At 57.7% G+C, this 18,035-nt stretch carries 15 protein-coding genes and 1 pseudogene; 3 read left to right on the top strand and 13 right to left on the bottom strand.

The features are described 5' to 3' along the window. Positions 1-261 precede the first annotated feature (261 nt). The 11 genes from QDY28_RS24885 to QDY28_RS24835 all read right to left on the bottom strand — a co-directional run bounded on the left by QDY28_RS24885 (position 262) and on the right by QDY28_RS24835 (position 10,758). Entirely contained in the window at positions 262-525 is a 264-nt protein-coding gene (locus QDY28_RS24885) for an exopolysaccharide production repressor protein (protein ID WP_184805607.1), read from the bottom strand. Positions 526-540: 15 nt separating this feature from the next. Beyond that, positions 541-870, bottom strand: coding sequence for a ferredoxin III, nif-specific (gene fdxB, locus QDY28_RS24880; RefSeq protein WP_184805610.1), 330 nt, complete (start codon positions 868-870; stop codon positions 541-543). Further along, on the bottom strand, positions 867-1,070 hold the full coding sequence (locus QDY28_RS24875; protein ID WP_184805613.1) for a CCE_0567 family metalloprotein: 204 nt from the start codon (positions 1,068-1,070) through the stop codon (positions 867-869). Before QDY28_RS24875 ends, fdxB begins: the two co-directional genes overlap by 4 nt. 24 nt (positions 1,071-1,094) lie before the next feature. Further along, entirely contained in the window at positions 1,095-1,583 is a 489-nt protein-coding gene (locus tag QDY28_RS24870) for a NifX-associated nitrogen fixation protein (protein WP_184805616.1), read from the bottom strand. Between the two features lie 12 nt (positions 1,584-1,595). After that, on the bottom strand, positions 1,596-2,096 hold the full coding sequence (gene nifX, locus QDY28_RS24865) for a nitrogen fixation protein NifX (protein WP_120670842.1): 501 nt from the start codon (positions 2,094-2,096) through the stop codon (positions 1,596-1,598). Further along, positions 2,062-3,453 (bottom strand): nitrogenase iron-molybdenum cofactor biosynthesis protein NifN, encoded by a 1,392-nt coding sequence (nifN, locus tag QDY28_RS24860; RefSeq protein WP_120670840.1) that lies wholly within the window; start codon positions 3,451-3,453, stop codon positions 2,062-2,064. The genes nifX and nifN overlap by 35 nt, the downstream gene beginning before the upstream one ends. Next, positions 3,453-4,898: a nitrogenase iron-molybdenum cofactor biosynthesis protein NifE gene (gene nifE, locus QDY28_RS24855; RefSeq protein WP_246802348.1), complete on the bottom strand. Its 1,446-nt coding sequence runs from the start codon at positions 4,896-4,898 to the stop codon at positions 3,453-3,455. The genes nifN and nifE overlap by 1 nt, the downstream gene beginning before the upstream one ends. Positions 4,899-5,010: 112 nt before the next feature. Then, positions 5,011-6,552: a nitrogenase molybdenum-iron protein subunit beta gene (nifK, locus tag QDY28_RS24850; RefSeq protein ID WP_184805668.1), complete on the bottom strand. Its 1,542-nt coding sequence runs from the start codon at positions 6,550-6,552 to the stop codon at positions 5,011-5,013. A 125-nt stretch (positions 6,553-6,677) separates the two neighbouring features. Then, a complete protein-coding gene (nifD, locus tag QDY28_RS24845; protein WP_120764273.1) occupies positions 6,678-8,180 on the bottom strand; it encodes a nitrogenase molybdenum-iron protein alpha chain in 1,503 nt (500 codons plus the stop codon). Positions 8,181-8,283: 103 nt separating this feature from the next. Next, positions 8,284-9,177: a nitrogenase iron protein gene (gene nifH, locus QDY28_RS24840; protein WP_184805620.1), complete on the bottom strand. Its 894-nt coding sequence runs from the start codon at positions 9,175-9,177 to the stop codon at positions 8,284-8,286. A gap of 606 nt (positions 9,178-9,783) precedes the next feature. Continuing rightward, a complete protein-coding gene (locus QDY28_RS24835; RefSeq protein ID WP_004126101.1) occupies positions 9,784-10,758 on the bottom strand; it encodes a LysR family transcriptional regulator in 975 nt (324 codons plus the stop codon). A gap of 996 nt (positions 10,759-11,754) precedes the next feature. On the opposite strand from QDY28_RS24835, the gene QDY28_RS24830 reads away from it, so the two are divergent. Continuing rightward, a complete protein-coding gene (locus tag QDY28_RS24830; RefSeq protein WP_004126098.1) occupies positions 11,755-12,720 on the top strand; it encodes a hypothetical protein in 966 nt (321 codons plus the stop codon). Positions 12,721-12,914: 194 nt separating this feature from the next. Here the strand turns inward: QDY28_RS24830 and QDY28_RS24825 are convergent. Beyond that, positions 12,915-14,996: pseudogene (locus QDY28_RS24825) on the bottom strand (prolyl oligopeptidase family serine peptidase). 429 nt (positions 14,997-15,425) lie between these two features. Here QDY28_RS24825 and QDY28_RS24820 point away from each other — a divergent pair. Together QDY28_RS24820 and QDY28_RS24815 are read left to right on the top strand one after the other, a co-directional pair. Next, a complete protein-coding gene (locus QDY28_RS24820) occupies positions 15,426-15,887 on the top strand; it encodes a hypothetical protein (protein WP_028755198.1) in 462 nt (153 codons plus the stop codon). 78 nt (positions 15,888-15,965) lie between these two features. Then, positions 15,966-16,574 carry a hypothetical protein gene (locus QDY28_RS24815; protein WP_331384113.1) on the top strand — a complete coding sequence of 203 codons (609 nt, stop codon included), beginning with the start codon at positions 15,966-15,968 and terminating at the stop codon, positions 16,572-16,574. Between the two features lie 179 nt (positions 16,575-16,753). Here the strand turns inward: QDY28_RS24815 and QDY28_RS24810 are convergent, their stop codons facing one another. Continuing rightward, positions 16,754-17,809 carry an LLM class flavin-dependent oxidoreductase gene (locus QDY28_RS24810; protein ID WP_004126087.1) on the bottom strand — a complete coding sequence of 352 codons (1,056 nt, stop codon included), beginning with the start codon at positions 17,807-17,809 and terminating at the stop codon, positions 16,754-16,756. Positions 17,810-18,035 lie beyond the last annotated feature (226 nt).

The following is an 18,035-nucleotide window of genomic DNA, read 5'->3' as shown; positions in this document are numbered from 1 at the left end:
GCCTTCGTTGGTCATCGAGACGACGCGAGCCCCACGCCAGTGGTCTGCGCTTCAGCGTCAAAGCGACCGAACAGCAGGAAACTCGTCAGGTTGCGACACCGTGGAAACGATCGCCGACAGCCACCGCGTAGTGGCTCCAATAACGTCATGCTCGATGATCAATGTCTTCTAAGGCGCCCGAGGCTCACAACTGATCTATTCCCGGCCCTCAAGAGCAGCAAACCGCACCATCGAGCCAAGCTGGGAGGACATCGGAGTCCTTCAGTCTTTCTCTCCGCAATGCTTTGGCCGGTAGCGCATTTCCTCGAGATCATCAAAACGCAAGGCCGGCTGGCTCCTCTTTGAAGCGCAACTGGCCCGCCAGATCAAAAAAAGCACGCTTGCGAAATAAACCACCTGAAGAAGGAGCCAAATTTCCAGCGTCGTGACCATTGCTCTGCGGATGGAATGTGAAACGAAGTAAGTGCCTAAAAGGCTGACGCACATGACCAGTTGCAGGAGACGACAGAAAATTGCAAAAGGCACCGCCGTTCTCCAGGTTTATGCGCCAGCACATGAAGCGAGCTTGTCAGCCGCGATATGAATTTGACAGTTCTTCGGGCAGACGCGGGCGCAGGCACCGCAGCCGATACAGCGCCCTGCTTCGTCCACGACCATGATCATACGATTGAGTTCACCATCGAAGTCGTCGTCTTCGTCGTCGCAGATACCGAGGATTTCACCCGCCTCATTGGCGCCGTAAAGATGCATGACATCGCGCGAGCAGACCTTGAAGCAGCGGCCGCAGCCGATGCAGGTTTTGCCATCGATAGCGGTAAGATACTCCGGCACCCAGGTGAATCCATCACGGGTAACGAAGGTCTCCGTCATCGTGAATCCTCCAAGGCGGCAAGCTCTTTCTTTGCCACATTCAACTCGGCGAATGCCTCGAACGTTTTTTCTGAGATCGTCTTGATCTTGGGCCAGTTGACCGGCAGGTCCTCGGCAAGGTCGTGCAACTCCATTTTCGCAGTTGCCGCTCGTGACTGCAGTTTACGGACCTTCTGAAGCTGCTCCACAATGTCTGACATCATCTCTTTCCTCAAAAACTGATTTCATGGCGCCCGCGCCACGTCGGGATAGGATTTAATGGCGGTGACAGCATCATCGACCAATTTCGTGCCGGCCTCGGTGAGCTTGCGAAGCGTCTCGAAGCCGAACCGATGCACGTCTCGGAGCGTCTTCGACAAAACGACCAAACGCCCTGTCGTGAGAACCACTCGCCCGAAGCCCTCGGGGTTCATCGTCACGATCGAGGAGGCGACGAGGCCGGAGTGCCCCTCGATTTCAAGCCCGACGCAGGTGTAAAAGATTTGAAGCCTCCAAATCACGTCCGGATCGGGGTCGCCGATGATCGGCATCTGCCGGCGCTGCTCCTTCGTCACAATGAAATCGGCAAGCAGGTCAGTGTCCGATTTTCCGTCCCACGACCCATGAGTATCCTGCGCCCTCACCAAGCGAACCAGGCGTTTCATGAACGGGGTCGCCATAGCGTCGCTATCATCATTTGTGAGTGTGTTCGCGAGGTTGCTGGGCGGCGTCATCGCCGATCTCCTTTAATCTTCATCGTCGAAGAACGGCTTGGCGAGACCCATGCCGGCATCTGCAAGCACCTTGCGCAGCCATGGCGGCGGGGCAGTTTTCAGCATGGTCTGGGTGCGCGTCAGCACCTCCTCGATGGAAGATGGCTCGGGCACCTTGATCGGATGGATTTTTGCCGCGACGACCTTCGCGGCGGAGGGTCCGCCGATCGCCAGGCAGAACAGCAGATGACATCCCTTCAACGCCTCGACCCTCATCGCGATGCGATCGGTGCCGCCGTCGTTCGTGTGCTTGCCGCTTTCGTCAGTTGCCTCACCAAAATCGACGGCTTCGACGATTTCCCAACCGGTTGGGGTGACGTCATAGACTGCAAAAAGCTTGGCAGATCCGAAATGGGCATTCAGCCTCTTCAGGTCCTGCGTCGCGATCGCAACGCGCAGAACTCCCTTCGGGCACTCTGGCGCAGGGGCAGGCCCCTCGTCAGTGACGAGTGAAAGACGTCTGACGGCCGTCATTTTTTGCCTCCATGTCTTGCAAGGGATTGAGCGCTTCGGGGCTCGGCCGGCGGCAGTTCGACTGGAAAATGTTGGCGGCCTCGAACAGGAAGTTGCGCGCGCCCTCATAGAGAATGGTTTTCTTATGCTGGCTGCCCAGCCGATCGAAGATCGGAAACCCGACCCTCATCAGCGGAACGCCAAGCCGCTCGGCCGCCTGACGGCCGTGGGAATGGGTCACGATCAAGTCACCGCCAGCGTGACGCGCCATGGTTTCGAGATCGGAAAGGTCGCCGACCTGCACAGCGTCGGCTGGCACCTTCTGCAGAATGCAGCTGGTACCGGTGGTCGTCACGGCGGCGACTATTTCGGCGCCCATCCCTTTGAAGAACGTCGCAAGTTGAAAAAGATGATCTGGCTCCGCCGCAATCGCAATGCGCTTTCCGCCGAAATAAAAATGGCCGTCGAGGAGTGCGTCCTGCAATTGTGCGCGGCGGCGGCGCACCGTGGCCGGCACGGGATTGCCGGCGATCATCGCCAGCATCGTCATGAAACGGTCGATTGCTTTCAAGCCGACAAGCTGCTCGAAGAGGACATAAGGCACGCCGGTCTTCGCCTGCAGGGCCGCGGCGGCCGTGCGCATATGCTCGCCAATCGCAACCGCCTGGAAGCAGGTGCCGAGTTCGCGGATTTCCTCTACCTTCGTGCCGCCATAGGTAGTCGGCACCCAGCGGTCGTCAGGAACCGTGCCGTCGAGCGAGCCCGAGACGTCCGGCAGGATCACCGGCTTCAGACCAAAGCTTTCGACCGTTTCGCGCAGAAGCTCAATATCGGCGACCGTCAGGTGCCAACCGGGGAGGATCGCAATCTTCTTCAGATCGCGGGGCCGGCCGCCTGGGGTCGTAATGCCTTCGATCATGGAGGTGACTGCCTTTGCCCAACCCTCCTCGATCGCACCGTCGAAATCGGGTGTGCTCGCTAGCACGACCTCGGTACCTGCTAGCTCTTCGGCACGCTCCAGCTTGATATTGACAAGATCGCCCTCGAAATTCTCGCCGCGGGTTTCCACCAGCGCCGTCGTGCAGATCCCGATCAGCTTCGGTTTAGCGCGTGTTTTGATATTGAGGAGCGCCTCTTCCAAATTGCCGGCGCCGCCGAGGATCGTCGCGACTGCGTCCATCGCCGTTGTCTGCAGGGGGATGGCTTCCTTGAAATGGCGCACGAAGAGCACCAGCGCGAAGCTGGTGCAGCCTTGGCTGCCGTGGAACAGCGGTATCGCACCATCGACGCCAAGATAGGCTAGAGCGGCACCGAGGGGCTGCGACGATTTCAGCGGATTGACCGCCGCCGACTTGGTCTGCGGGAGAATGCAGGCCATCAGCTTTCCTCACCACCCGCGGAAGCCGGCGGCGGAGGCGCCGACGAGATCTGTGAGGCGGGGAACGTCTCGCTCTCGCTTTGCGTGCTTTGCAGTTCTTCCTTCATTGCGGGCTGGGCGTCCCATGGTGCCGGCTCCCGCACCTCGCTCCAGATCGGGTTGTGGATAGCAAGATCGATCTGGCGAACGAGCTCCACCATGCCCTCATAGCCGGCATAGGGATGATGGCGCTCCTGGTTGATATCAAGCCAGGGCGTTTTTGCCTTCAGCGCGACATATTGCGTACGCCCACCAGACAGCATGATGTCGGCTTTGTGTTCTGCGAGAATGTCGTACATCTCCCGCGATCCCATCGACTCGAACATGCGGTGATCCTCCTTCAGAATTTCCTTGATGCGCTCCTTGTCTTCGGCCGTCGATTTCTTGGTCGAGGTGCCCACAATTTCGACGCCGATCTCCATCAGCGCGTGGGCAATCGACCAGGCCTTCACACCGCCGGTATTAAGCAGCACACGCTTGCCTTGAAGCCGCGACCGGTATGCCGCGAGCTTTTTCCAGGCGATCGCCTCCTGCTCTGCGATCAGCGCCTCGGTGCGCTCAAGAATCTCCGGATCGGCGCCCTTCCTGACGAGCAGCTCAGCGATCTGCCGCAGCGATTGCGACGTGTCGGTAATGCCGTAGAAGGACCCTTCGAAGAACGGAATGTCCCAGAGTTCCTCCATTTTGCGGGCAAGATTTATGAGTGCGGTCGAGCACACCATCATCGCTGCCCGGGCACGATGCGCTGAGGCAATGTCACGATAACGCGCGTCACCGGGGATGCAGGCGCGCACGCGAATGCCAAGCCGATCAAGAAGCGGCTTTACCAGCCAGAACTCGCCGGAAAGATTGAATTCGCCGAGGATATTGATGTCGTAGGGGCCGGCATCATCGGGCTCCACCGTGCCGATGACATGATCGAGCAGCGCCTCGCCGGCGAGCTTGTTTCCAAGATTCTTGGAGCCGGAAAAGCCGGGCGCATTGATCGGCACCACCGGCAAGCCGAATTTTTCCGCAGCGCGCTTACAGACCGCTTCGATGTCGTCGCCGATTAGCGCCGTAACGCATGTCGAATAGACGAAGATCGCCGGTGGCGCGTGGGTTTCCTTGATCTGGCGGATCGCTTTGAAAAGCTTCCGCTCGGCGTGGCCCATCACCACGTCGAGTTCGGTAAGATCGGTGGTGAAGCTCGTGCGCCAGAGCATCGGGCCGGACGAAGCCGTACCACGGTTATCCCAGGAATTGCCTTCGCAGGCGAGCGGAGCATGGATCAGATGCGCGACGTCGGTGATCGGCTGCAGCACGATCTTTGCGCCGTCGAACGCGCAGCCACCGGCTGCCGCCCCGGGGGTGAGCGGCTTGGAACAACCCTTCTTGCGGACATTGGCATCTTTGCCGCGGTTCATCTCGCAAGCGGGTTCCTCGAAGACGTCCTGGATCCTGGCATCGAGCGACCGGCTTGCGCCGGCCTTAGATGTCGATTGCAAGACACTCGGCGGCGGAGCCGAGCGTTTGCCGTTAGCGTGTGAGGTCATAGGAATAGTCCGTGACACCTGTTTGGCTCGTCTCGCGGTCGAGTTTGTCGAATATCGTGTCGAGAATTGTCGTTAAGACACGCAGCCCGCCTTGGTAGCCCATCAGCGGGAAGCGATGATGATGGTGCCGGTCGAAAATCGGAAACGTCAGCCGGATCAGCGGCGTGCCGGTGTCGCGCTCCAGATATTTGCCATAGGAATTGCCGATCAACAGGTCCACCGGTTCGGTGAAAAGCAGTGAGCGCAGTGCCCAGAGGTCCTTGCCCGCCCAGACCTTGGCATCCTTTCCGAACGGCGAGGATGCAAGCAATGCCTTCATTTCGCTTTCCCACGCAGATGTGCCGTTGGTCGCGAGGCAATGTGTGGGCTCGCCGCCGGTTTCCATCACGAACCGGGCCACCGCATAGACAAAATCTGGATCGCCGTAGATCGCGTATTTCTTTCCGTGCAGCCAGGCTTGGCTGTCCGCCATGGCGTCGACGAGGCGCCCACGCTCCAGTCCGATCGCGGAAGGGATTTCCTTGCCGGAAACCTCCGAGATTTTCACCAGCAATTCGTCGGTTGCTTTAACGCCAAGGGGATAATGGAAGGAAGCCGTCGGCTGTCCGAACTCCTTGCAATATTCCAGCGTCTTGCGGGTGTTGTAGTGCTGCAGCGATAGTGTCGCTTCGGCGCCAAGAGCTTCCTTGACGTCTCCGATCGTCGTGCCGCCATCATACATGCGATACATGCCATCCGAGGGAGTATCGAACTGGTCGGATGCGTCCTGGATGAGGGTATACGATACGCCCATGAGGTTCAGCAGGCGCTTGAGCTCGCGGTTGTTGCCGACGCAGAAGCCGTCGAACCCGGGTATGATGTTGATGGTGCCGTTCGGTTCCTTGCGCTCCCTGCCCTTCCAGAAGTGCTCCAGGATGCCCTTGACCATGCCGTCATAGCCATCGACATGGCTGCCGACGAAGGCGGGCGTGTGGGCGAAAGGAACATCGAAGTCTAAGGGGACCGAGCCTTCGCTCTTGGCGTTTTCGATAAAGCCGTGCAAATCGTCGCCGATAACCTCCGCCATGCAGGTGGTCGAGACGGCAATCATCGACGGGTCGTAGAGCGCATAGGTGTTGGCGAGCCCGTCGACCATGTTCTTCAGTCCGCCAAATACCGCCGCGTCCTCAGTCATCGAGGACGAAACCGCCGACGAAGGCTCCTTGAAGTGTCGCGAAAGGTGCGACCGGTAATAGGCAACGCAGCCCTGGCTGCCGTGGACGAAGGACATGGTCCGCTCGAAGCCCGCAGCCGCAAAGACGGCCCCGAGCGGCTGGCAGGCTTTGGCGGGATTTATCACCAGGGCTTCGCGGGCAAGATTTTTCTCCCTGTACTCCCAGGTCTTGGTGAACTCGCTTTGATCGGCAACGACCTGGTCCGGGTGCGGACATTCGAAATTCAGCTTCTTTTCGGCAAGCATTCGCCTGTATTCCGGCTCGCGGAACAGAGGCGCGTGGTCGAGAATTTTTTCCGCCGACTGCGGCATGGTAATCGCCTTTCGTTTCATCGTGCCGCACCAATGGCGGCAAAGGACGTCGAGATGTTCGAGGTGTCAGGATCAAATCCGCGGCGAGAGCCTAGCCTGCCCCTGCTCCAAGACAGGCCAGGCCCTCATTCGGCCGCAACCGCCTCAGCCGGCGCGACCTTTCTCTTCCAGGGGGCGTCGTAAAGATCCCAGACTGGATTGTTGATGGCGAGGTCCATGTCTTTGGCAAAGATGGCAAAGCCGTCGTAGCCATGATACGGGCCGGAGTAGTCCCACGAATGCATCTGGCGGAATGGAATGCCCATCTTCTGCACCGGGTACTTTTCCTTGATACCGGAGCCTACGAGATCGGGGCGGATCCCCTCAATGAACTTTTCCAGTTCATAACCGGTCGCGTCGTCGTAGATGAGCGTGCCTTTTTTCACGTAATGGCCGGTGCGCTGATAGTCGTCGTTGTGGGCGAACTCGTAGCCGGTGCCAACGATCTCCATACCGAGATCCTCGTAGGCCGTGACCACGTGACGAGGGCGCAAACCGCCGACGTAGAGCATCACGGTCTTGCTTTGGAGGCGTGGTCGGTATTTGGCGATGATGGCGTCGACCAAAGGCCGGTACTTGGCAATGACTTTCTCGGTCTTTTCCTCAATTTCCGGCCCGAAATGCTTGGCAAGCTTGCGCAAAGAGGCTTCGATCTGCGACGGACCAAAGAAATTGTATTCCATCCATGGAATGCCGTACTTTTCCTCCATGTGCCGACAGATGTAGTTCATCGACCGGTAACAGTGGATGAGGTTGAGCTTGGCCTTCGGCGCCCGCTCCACTTCGGCAAGCGTGGCGTCTCCAGACCAGTTGCCGACCACGCGCAACCCCATCTCCTCCAGGAGGATGCGCGTGGCCCACGCATCGCCGCCGATATTGTAATCGCCGACGACGTTGATGTCGTAAGGACCCGCCTCGAACTCGACATCCGTTTTCTCGAAAACCCAGTCACGGATGGAATCGTTGGCGATATGGTGGCCAAGTGATTGCGATACGCCGCGGAAGCCCTCACAGCGCACCGGCACGATCGTCTTGTCGTGTTCCTTCGCCTTCTTGCGCGACACAGCCTCGATGTCATCGCCAATCAGACCGATCGGGCATTCCGATTGGATGCTGACGCCTTTGTTCAGCGGGAATAATTCCTCGATCTCATCGATGATCTTGTCCAACCTCTTGTCGCCGCCGAAAACGATGTCTCTTTCCTGGAAGTCGGAGGTGAACTGCATCGTCACGAAGGTGTCGATCCCTGTCGTGCCGACATAATAATTGCGACGCTGCGACCAGGAATATTGGCCGCAACCAACCGGTCCATGGGAGATGTGGACCATATCCTTGATCGGCCCCCACACGACACCTTTGGAACCGGCATAGGCGCAGCCGCGGATGGTCATAACGCCCGGAATGGATTTGATATTCGATTTGACGCTGCATTCGGAAAGAACGTCGTCCTCCTTGTCGGTCGCGTCTTTGCCCGTTGCAACGCCGAGGTGCTTGTTGCGGCGCTTCGCCGCCTTGTCCGGATATTGCGACAGCACGTCCGCTATAAGCTTTTCATGCAAAGCGCCGTTTTTCTCGTAGTCGAGGCTCATAGGGCCTGCCCTCTTTTAAGGTTCGGATGTCGCCTCGCGCTGAGGCGCGTTCTCGGGAAGGACGCGCCGGGTCAAGGGCCGGCGCGTCCGTCGAAAGCGGCGGTTATTGGGCGGCCGCCACCTTCGATTCCTTGGCCTGAAGTTCCGCAAGCATCTGCTCGTCGGTCTTCATGATGCCGAAGTCGAGCAGCATGTCCTCGAGCTCTTCCATGGTGATCGGGGTCGGGACGGTCCCTTGACCCGAATTGGCATGAATTTTCTCAGCCAGGGTGCGATATTCTCCGGCCTGTTTGGAATCCGGCGCATACTGGATGACCGTCATCTTCCTGAGCTCGGCGTGCTGGACGATGTTGTCGCGCGGCACGAAATGGATGAGCTTGGAATTGAGCCTGGAGGCCAGGGCCTCGGCGAGGTCGATCTCGCGGTCCGTCTGGCGCTCGTTGCAGATCAGACCCCCGAGCCTCACGCCGCCTGCATGGGCATATTTCAGGATGCCCTTGGCGATGTTGTTTGCCGCGTAAAGCGCCATCATCTCGCCGGACATGACGATGTAGATTTCCTGGGCCTTGTTCTCGCGGATCGGCATAGCGAAGCCGCCGCACACGACGTCGCCGAGCACGTCATAGGAGACATAGTCGACATTGTCGTAGGCGCCGTTTTCCTCAAGGAAGTTGATGGAGGTGATGACGCCGCGGCCGGCGCAACCAACACCCGGCTCCGGGCCGCCGGACTCTACGCACTTGATGCCCTTATAGCCGATTTTGAGCACGTCCTCGAGTTCGAGGTCCTCCACCGAACCTTCCTCTGCCGCTAGATGCAGAACGGTGTCCTGCGCCTTCGAGTTCAGGATCAGGCGGGTGGAGTCGGCTTTGGGATCGCAGCCGACGATCAGGATCTTCTGCCCGAGATCGACAAGGGCTGCGAGCGTATTTTGTGAGGTGGTGGACTTGCCGATGCCCCCTTTGCCGTAGAATGCGATTTGACGCAAATCTGACATGTTGCCTTCCTTCTTTCGTTCCATCCATCGCGGAGTACGGTCGGCAGCTCGCGCCGCCCGCCAAGAAGCGTTTCAAAACGCGTGCCAAGTTGGCGGCCGACTTGAAGGGAAACTCTCTTGATTGTTTTTCAGCTATTTAGCTGCGCCAGACATGCGCTCCAACTGGACAAGCCTTTGTCGCGGGCCCGACAAATCGGACGCAATGTGTCGCAGTAAACTGATAAAGCCTGGCGATCGGAGGGTGCCGCAGGTTGGCCAAGACCACAGCGGGACCAAAGAATTTTTAAAATTGGAGACAATCCCACATCAAATCGTGCCACTGGCGAAGCACCCGGGTTGGCCTCAAAACAATGCCAAACCAGTTGAGACCCCAACTGCTTGTTCGGCCGCATCATGCCCCAGGATCGAAAGCGGCATATCCATGCGGCGCGACCCACACGAAACGGATAGGACAGCCTTGGCAATTTATGCGTTTAGAATCAGCGGTAAGCGCAGGGATCCAGGTAAGCTGCGCAATATTCCTGGCGGCCGGTCGCGGACAAGCTCGCATGCCCAATGGCTTGAAAAGTTTGAATGCATCGCAGCCGCATCAAGCGAGCCGGCCGTTTATCCGGCGTAAACTTTCGGACGAGTGGGCTTCATTGTCGGAGCATCTTGACGTTCCGCAGCCGGCGGCGAAACCATCCGGGCAGCCTCCCGAATTAATGTCTCCCGCATCCAAAGGCTTGCCGCATCGCTATTGTGGAGCGCGGGCCATTGGACGGCCTCGGTCAATGTGGCGATCGGAAGCGGAAGCTCCATGATGCGCAGGGGCGTCGTTTTCGCACAGTGCTGCGCCAGCCGCAAAGGCATTGTCCCTATACGGTCGGTACCTGCTAGCATGGGCGGTATCATGCTAAAGGATTGCACCACGACCTCGATACGTCGCTTGAAACCCCGCTCGCGCAAATACCATTCGTCAATGGCAGGCCTAAGGCCACTTCCAAATCTGACCGCAACATGGCCCATCGACATGTATTGCTCGAACGTGAACGGCTCTGATAGCTGCTTGTTCGTACTACACCCTACGCACACGAATATATCGTCGAACAGTGCAGCATGAGGATGCTTCGACATGAACACTTTCGGCATAATGAGGAAGTCGACGTCGCCGCGCTGGAGGAGCTCATCGAAGTCGTCTGAAACAGGTAGAAACTCGAAGCTGATGGCAGGAGCTTCCTGCGCCATACGCTCGACGACCTTTTCAAGAAACACGAGTGTCACGTAGTCGGATAGGATGATCTTGAAGCAGCGATCCGAATGAGCCGGATCGAACGGTTCCCAGGCAATAACGGAGAGCTGGATATACAGCAAAGCCTCTCGGACGGCCACGGCGAGCCTTTCGGCACGTGGCGTTGGGACAAGTTCACGGCCAACCATCGTAAAGAGATCGTCGCGGAAATAGCTTCGCAGCCGCGCGACGGCCGCGCTCATCGCGGGCTGGCTCAGATTGATGCTTCGTGCCGCTGCTGTGAGGTTGCGCTCGGTCATGAGGGCGTCGAGCACGACAAGGAGATTTAGATCAAGACCTTTAAAGCGCATGTTTTCCTTCATCCACGGCGTGGAGGTGTGCCATACACGCCATCGATCATCGTGCCTATTGAAAGAATATAAGTTGACCGAAATCAAGTAAATCGAGTGCACAGTTGCATTGGCTCGCCCGAACGGTCGCATAAATCGGCCTTGGGGATGTTTGGGGTTTACTCTCGTTGCGCGTCTTGGCAACTCTCTTAACCGGGCAACCCCTTTGGGGGCGGTCGTGAGACGACAAGACGTGGAACCTTCCACGCATCGTTGCATGGTATCGGACAAAATTTCGGGCCGACCCAGGAGCTCGGCATAAAGGCCTCCACTCACGTCATCGCGGCAAGAGCAATCGCTTGGTTCGAATATCAGAGCGAACGTGGCAAGCACCCGCCGTTGCCGAACACGCCGCCGTACGGGATCCACGCGAAGGAGATCGGCTATCAGCGCGTTTAATATCCGCTCATCCCCATTCCTTAACGCCTTGGCGATCTGACATCCGGTGGGGAGTCTTCAACAGGAAACTGCCGTACGGAAATGCCGGTGTAGATCGGCATCATGAACGGGTCTCAGTCCCTGAAACTGCGGAGCTGTGTCTTGATTTATCCATATCGTAAATAAGCGTTATCTAAACAATAAATTTGCAAACGAAGTCAAGAATCGGTTCCTATGCCTCCACATTGATCGTTCGAAAACAAACTTTAGGGAAATTGATGTTCAGTCATGCAATCAAAGCCGGTGCTCCCGATTTCCGCTCATTGGGCTAGGTCCGACTGCGCCTAATGTCAAATCTGGTTTCAATAAGAGGACCAACGAACACATTCCCTTGAACGAATCCTCCCCTGGACAAGGCCAGCAAAGGCGGCGTGCGACAGCACACCGCCTTTGCACATTCCGTTGATCCGTTACTGGATTTCATAGCATCAACAGGAACACGTTTTGTCGAGACTATCCGTATCGAGTGCAGGTTCTTGCCCGCAGGAGGAACTTCCATCATCCATGAAAGGCGATCGAATGCTCAGCTCCGCAAACTCCAACCCGAAGGACCTCGAACAGATCGCGCGCAACGGCGGGGTATTTCGTCGGATGGTGTCTCGAATTCCAACCTATCTCACTGATATGCGGGAGAACCCGGCTTGGCTACCAATGTTCCTGCTGGCACGCACGATGCCGTTCCGCAAGGCACATTGGCTGACCGCAAGACAAGCGCCGCGGCAGGAAAGTCGCAAGCCCTCGATGTTTGGTGACCTCAAGGCAGAGACGATCGCAGCCGAATTGAGAAGTACGGGCCTTTTTGCCGGCTTGACGCTTCCCACCGCAATCTGCGAGGAAATTGCCCGTTTTGGACATGAGACGCCTTGCTTCGGCAATTTCGACCGAAGGTTCGACTTCTTGGCCAGCGACCATGTCGAAGCCGAGGGGTGGTTTGGCAGGACGATACTAAGTGGCCACCATTACGAACGGGCGTTACGATGTGATGCCGTCGTTGCCGTTCAGCAAGATCCGCTGCTTCTCGACGTGGCAAGGCATTATCTCGGCGGCAACGCGAGATTGATCACCACGCGGACGTGGTGGAGCTTTCCGACGAAAAACGCTTCGGATGCGGATCTGAGCCGCGCTTCCTTCAAGTTTCACTTCGATCTTGATGATTGGCGGATGCTGAAGTTTTTCTTTTATCTCTCCGACGTCGATGGCAATTCCGGTCCGCATGTCTACGTGCGCGGCAGCCACAACCGTCGGCGCTTGAGGCATCAATTGACTCTGCTCGTTGGCCATCCGGCGCACGAGGTGCTTGATTTCTATGGCGCAGAAAATGCCATCACTTTGACCGGCAAAGCGGGTTCAGGTTTCGTCGAGGATCCTTTCGGCTTTCATATGGGTACCTTGGCAAAGCAGAGGCCGCGACTGATGATGGAGGTCGGTTTTGGCGTCTCAAAACCATCAAAACGCCGTTTCCATGGAGAGCCGGTTCTTCGCTAGACGAGCAACCGTTCCGGCGCGGATCCAAGTTCTGACAGGCCGCTTTCGCCTGTTGGAATGCACTCCGACTGCCTTCCTGGCAGGCCCTCTTCTGCCATGCAGTTGCCGCGCGGCGACCTAAGGGTCGATGATACCGTTTATGATGGAGGGAGTGCCTCGCCGCTTCAAGTCGATCTGCTGCTTTCCTCAACCAGTCACAGACGTTCCGAAAAGCCGATCGCATCGCGAAGGAAACCGTAACCTAGGGCTAGGAACGCCGCCTGCTCGCGATCGTCCGCGCCGGCACCATGACCACCGACCTCAGCTTCGTAGAAGTAAGCGGGGCAGCCGAGTGCCTGCAGCTTTGCAGCCATCTTACGTGCGTGCCCCGGATGGACGCGGTCGTCCCCTCTTCGGGTCGCGAGCAGGATGGGCGGGTAGAATTGCCCGGCTTCGGCCGTGTGATAGGCAGACATTTGACTGAGAAAGGCCCAATCCTCCGGCTTGTCGGGATCACCCTTTTCGTCAATCCGGCTCGCGCCCGCGAGGAGCTTGGTGTAACGACGCAGATCGAGAACGGGTACTGTGCAAAAGAGTGCGCCGAAACGCTCCGGATATCGAGTTAGCATGTTGGCGATCAGGAGACCGCCATTTGAACCGCCCTCGGCAGCGATCCGTCCGGGACGCGTGACACCCCGGCGCACCAGGTCGGCGGCCACGGTGGCGAAATCGTCATGGGCAAGACGCCTTTTCGCCCTTTTTCCAGCCTCGCGCCAGCGCGTACCGAACTCGCTGCCGCCGCGGATGTTGGCCACCACGCTCGTGCCGCCGGGTTCGAGCCACAGCTTGCCTATCGCGGAGTTGTAATGGGGCAGAACCGATTTGCCGTAGTCGCCACAGGCGGTGAGGTGGACCGGCGCATTTCCGTTTCCGTTTTCCGGCCCGACCTGTGTATAGGGGATTATTTCACCATCCGTCGAACCCGCCTCGTGACGCGTGACCAGCAATCCTGATGCATCGAATTTGTCTGGATCGCGTTTCAGGACGACGGGGGCGCCGAGCCGCGGCGCCCCGTTAAGATTGAACAAGAGAAGCTGCGGCGGCGTCACTGGATCTTCAGCCGAGACGAGGACTTCCCCATTGCTCTCGTGAACTTCCGCATCTAAGGGCCAGGCTCGAACAGTCGTCGCAGCGGGCATGGTGTCCAACGTTCGGTGCGTCCAATCCTGTCGTCCAGGCGTGAACATATCGAAGCGAGGAACGAGATTGTCGAGGAGGGATACCACGAGCTTTCCATCGTTCCAGAAGAAGGACTGCAGGGCGCACCTTTCGTCCGGTTCAAACAGCGTAGCAAAGTTACGCGCGCCGGCGATGAACGAGGACAGGGAGATGCCGATCAGTGCGTCAGCTGAATGGGTCTTTCCTCCGACCGTCCATGCGTTACGCAACTTCACAGCCAGCCAATCACCGAAGACGTTCCAGCTAGCATCTCGAGGAAGATCGATCTTGGTCTTCGGACCGCTCCTGTCGCCGATCCAGCCGACCGTACTGAAAAAGCCCCGCTCGATGAACCAAACGCGTTCGCTTGCGGCGGTACGATCCAGAAAGCCGAACACGAGGATGGAATCGGGACCCGCCTCGAAGATAACCGGTGCGGCGAGCGGATCGGAGTCACGCGTCCATAACCGCACTGTGCGCGCATAGCCGGAGCGCGTGGCCATGCCATCGCCGAGAGCGATGGAAAGCAAAAGAGTGTCGTAATCGAGCCAGGCAACATTGCCTTTGGCCTCCGGGAGATTGAAGCCGTCGGTAACGAGGCTTCGCGTGGTTAGATCGTACTCGCGATGCACGACCGCATCGCTGCCACCCAGCGACAGGTGAAGGACGGCGCTTTCGCATCTGCCCGGTTCGATCGAGGCACTGTCCCATATTCAGTCCTTTCCCTCGGCCTTGGCAAGGGCATCCACGTCGAGAACGATCTCCCACTCCGGCTCCGCCGCCATGTAGGCGGCGAGTGTTGTTCTGCGCCACACGCCTCTCGGGTTTTCGGCATCGCGCCAGAAATTATAAAGGTATCGGTCCCGGCGCGTGATCCCCGCAATCTTGTCAGGGCAGTCGAAAATGCCCGCGAGCGTGTCGCGGTCTCCTTCGAACGGCGGCCCGCCAAAACGCGAAAGCGTTCGCGCCGATTGCTCAGTGACCCAAATCAAAGCTTTCTCGCCATCGATGTCTTCGAGCCAGAGATAAGGGTCGTCATCGGGGGCATTCAGTGTCGGCCGAGCATCGATAACACTCATGTGCGAAAAACTCCTAATCGGGAAGAACTCCGTTGTGCGGGGAGGTAAGTCTGTGATGGCGGGCACGATGGCCGTACGATCTGTCCCGAGAACGGATGGTATTGTCCTTGCCTGGTTTTGTGTTGCCGAGCCTCCGAAGGTGAGAAACACGTGGCTGTCTTAGCCGACCAAATGGATTTAGCCCTGCCAGAAATCGTTACTGCTCCCGTGGCCGCTGGGCGATGATCTCCGCAAACGGAGCAATCGTCAGACGGTTCGGTCTAGGCTCGCGGAAAGCTCGCACAGAACTAGGGCTCCACTCACCTCCGCAGGAAAAATCGTAGCTGGCGCGGCAAAGAAAAGGCGGTCCTCAATTTGGCGCCAGAACGGCTGTTTCACCGCCGCACCTGCGCGACTCTAATCCGACTAATGCGAAAGTCGGGTAAGCACATGTTCATTGAAACCAGCGGGGTTCATTGGCGACTATTGGTCGAGCCGAGTAATTATGAGAACGCCGCCACTCCAGCAATCGAGCGTTCCGATGCCAGGCAGGTAACGGTCCTTTTGGACTTAATGCGGATCTGCGCCAGACTTGGCATGATGCCTTTCTCCTCCTTTCATCGGATCGATCTCGTCACAGGTCATCGTTTCTATCACCTCCTGGCAAAGGAACTTCAAAAGCCGTGCCAGCTGCGCAAAGAGCGTGAAATGACCGCTATCCCAACGGTTCAAGCATGGATGCGTCAGTTGGCGAACACGTCGGTGTCGCGGACGGAACAAATCCGACATCGTCCCCCGAAGCAAAAACATCGCGAAGATTTATTGAAGTTTCAGGCGAGCGCGTGCCGGTTCATCACAGACCCGGTAATCGCGCCAATCGGCCAGAAAGCGGCAATACCGTCGGGAAGCTGACACACGGTTGACAGTGGCCGAGGCGCTGTTTGGCAAGCTGTTTGCTTGCAGAGCTTGGGGCAGCAAAGTCGACAAAGCATGGTCGGCAGCCAGTGGCGACATTGGGTTCTACTAATCAGCCCACAGGAGGAGCGACGGCGGATGACATGCATTGTCGGTTTGATCAGCGACGGATCTGTTCACATCGGCGGCGATAGCGCTGGTGTGGCCGGCTATTCGCTTACCCTCCGAGCCGATCGCAAAGTTTTCCGCAACCAGGACTTTCTCTTCGGGTTTACCTCTTCGTTCAGAATGGGCCAGCTATTGGCACATTCGCTCAAGCCGCCCAAAAGAGATCCTGAAACGGATGTCTATGCCTTCATGGTGACGGATTTCGTCGACGCGCTTCGCCAGTGCCTGAAAGATGGCGGCTACGCACGGCGGCAGGACGAAGTCGAGCGCGGCGGCACCTTCCTCGTCGGCTATGCCGGAAGGCTTTTCAGAATTGACGATGATTACCAGGTTGTTGAGCCGGTCGATGGCTTTGACGCCTGTGGATGTGGTCAGCAAATAGCACTGGGCGCGCTCTATGCATCATCAAGCTCACCGCCTCGCGAAAGGTTAGAGATGGCTCTGAACGCCGCCGAGCGTTTTTCCGCCGGGGTACGCGGCCCATTTCACTTCGAGACACTCAGTCTCGCTGGGTGATGATGGTCACTACGGCAGTTTATTGTAGCGAGTTCGCCAAAGTCTAAATCGCCGTCTCTTCTGGCCAGAGATCCGGATCGTCAGCGAGGGCCGTTCGCCGTGAACCGAGACCGACTTCAGTGATATCCAGACGGTTCATCATCAAAAATTGCTCTGTGATCTCGGAAGGGGTTATCCGGTCATGGCTGCGCATGACCGAGCGACTTGTTGACAGCCGGGATGATCTTGTCTCCCCAGAGTTCGATTTGCCGCAGCATCGCCTGATGATCGAAATCGCCCAATTGGCAGTGAATTGCGATCTGGGACGGCTTCAGCACACTGATCTCTTCGAGCAGGCGATCGATCACCCGATTCACACTGCCGATTGGTAGATTGTCGCGCATCGTCTGAAACGACAGGTCCTGCTTGGTCGGGGTTTCCTGCAGAAGATAGCCGTCCTCGGTTTGTTGGCGGCGCTGATGAAGCGCTTCCGATAGCCGGCGCTGGAAACGGGCGTTGTCGAGATAGCTGTTGATCTCCGTTTCGTTATCGCTGGCATAACAACAACGCAACAGCGAAATCTTGGCATCCGCGGCATCCTTACCTTTTGCGAGTGCCGCGTTCTCGACGCTCTCGCGAAGCTTGCTTAAAGCGCCCAAGCCATCGTGGAATGCCGTGACGAAAAGATTGTGTCCTTCCCGATAGGCCCGGCCCATGTTGTATCCGGACGCCGTAGCGATCCAGATTGGGGGGGCCGGCTTCTGGATAGTCCGCACCGAAATCGCCGTCGGTGGTACCTTTAAATATTGGCCATTGTGCTCAAAAATCTTTTGCGTGAGGCCCTTGAGAAGGACGTCCAGATATTCCGAAAAGACAGCGGGCGCCTCATCGATATCGACACCAAAGCGGTCAAACTCAAACTGCTGATATCCAGAGCCGACGCCAAGCTCCAGGCGGCCGCTCGAAACGATATCGGCGAAACCTATCTCGGAAAGCAGGCGCTGCGGTTGATAAAGCGGCAATACGCAAACACCAGTGCCGAGGCGGATGGAGTTCGTCCGGCCGGCGCAATGGGCCACCATCATCAACGGCGATGGAACGAGGCTATAGTTGTTGAAGTGGTGTTCGGCAAACCATGCGGTGTTGAAGCCAGCTTGCTCCGAAAGGACTGCCTGTTCGATTGAGTTGCGGATGATTCTGTCGGCCGATTGATGATAGCCCCGCTGGGAGGCAAGGATGAAGGTCGCAAATTCCATAACGTTTCCTCATTCACGTTGGGTCCATTCGCGAATGGTCAGCGGGCATGTATCCGTGGCTACTGATCCAATCGGCTTTTTTGATATTCGGGGCTTTGAAACAAAATCGCTTGCCGTTCCCCGGCCGCAAGTGCTCCTTAAAACTGTCAAATTCGATGACGTTCCGGATGCCGTTTGGCACACAGTGTCGTTTTCGATTTCCCGTGAATGCTTCCGATCGTGGGTA

Origin of the sequence: Rhizobium sp. BR 362 (genome assembly GCF_036528765.1) — a bacterium.
GTDB lineage: Bacteria > Pseudomonadota > Alphaproteobacteria > Rhizobiales > Rhizobiaceae > Rhizobium.
Note: the sequence above shows the minus strand (reverse complement) of the source record. Positions and strands in the feature narration are given on the sequence as shown.

What these genes read in the sequence shown, in the direction of transcription:
- fdxB (WP_184805610.1), bottom strand. Translation starts at nt 870, where the DNA reads ATGACGGAGACCTTCGTTACCCGTGATGGATTCACCTGGGTGCCGGAG.
- QDY28_RS24875 (WP_184805613.1), bottom strand. Translation starts at nt 1,070, where the DNA reads ATGTCAGACATTGTGGAGCAGCTTCAGAAGGTCCGTAAACTGCAGTCA.
- QDY28_RS24870 (WP_184805616.1), bottom strand. Translation starts at nt 1,583, where the DNA reads ATGACGCCGCCCAGCAACCTCGCGAACACACTCACAAATGATGATAGC.
- nifX (WP_120670842.1), bottom strand. Translation starts at nt 2,096, where the DNA reads ATGACGGCCGTCAGACGTCTTTCACTCGTCACTGACGAGGGGCCTGCC.
- nifN (WP_120670840.1), bottom strand. Translation starts at nt 3,453, where the DNA reads ATGGCCTGCATTCTCCCGCAGACCAAGTCGGCGGCGGTCAATCCGCTG.
- nifE (WP_246802348.1), bottom strand. Translation starts at nt 4,898, where the DNA reads ATGAACCGCGGCAAAGATGCCAATGTCCGCAAGAAGGGTTGTTCCAAG.
- nifK (WP_184805668.1), bottom strand. Translation starts at nt 6,552, where the DNA reads ATGCCGCAGTCGGCGGAAAAAATTCTCGACCACGCGCCTCTGTTCCGC.
- nifD (WP_120764273.1), bottom strand. Translation starts at nt 8,180, where the DNA reads ATGAGCCTCGACTACGAGAAAAACGGCGCTTTGCATGAAAAGCTTATA.
- nifH (WP_184805620.1), bottom strand. Translation starts at nt 9,177, where the DNA reads ATGTCAGATTTGCGTCAAATCGCATTCTACGGCAAAGGGGGCATCGGC.
- QDY28_RS24835 (WP_004126101.1), bottom strand. Translation starts at nt 10,758, where the DNA reads ATGCGCTTTAAAGGTCTTGATCTAAATCTCCTTGTCGTGCTCGACGCC.
- QDY28_RS24830 (WP_004126098.1), top strand. Translation starts at nt 11,755, where the DNA reads ATGCTCAGCTCCGCAAACTCCAACCCGAAGGACCTCGAACAGATCGCG.
- QDY28_RS24820 (WP_028755198.1), top strand. Translation starts at nt 15,426, where the DNA reads ATGTTCATTGAAACCAGCGGGGTTCATTGGCGACTATTGGTCGAGCCG.
- QDY28_RS24815 (WP_331384113.1), top strand. Translation starts at nt 15,966, where the DNA reads ATGGTCGGCAGCCAGTGGCGACATTGGGTTCTACTAATCAGCCCACAG.
- QDY28_RS24810 (WP_004126087.1), bottom strand. Translation starts at nt 17,809, where the DNA reads ATGGAATTTGCGACCTTCATCCTTGCCTCCCAGCGGGGCTATCATCAA.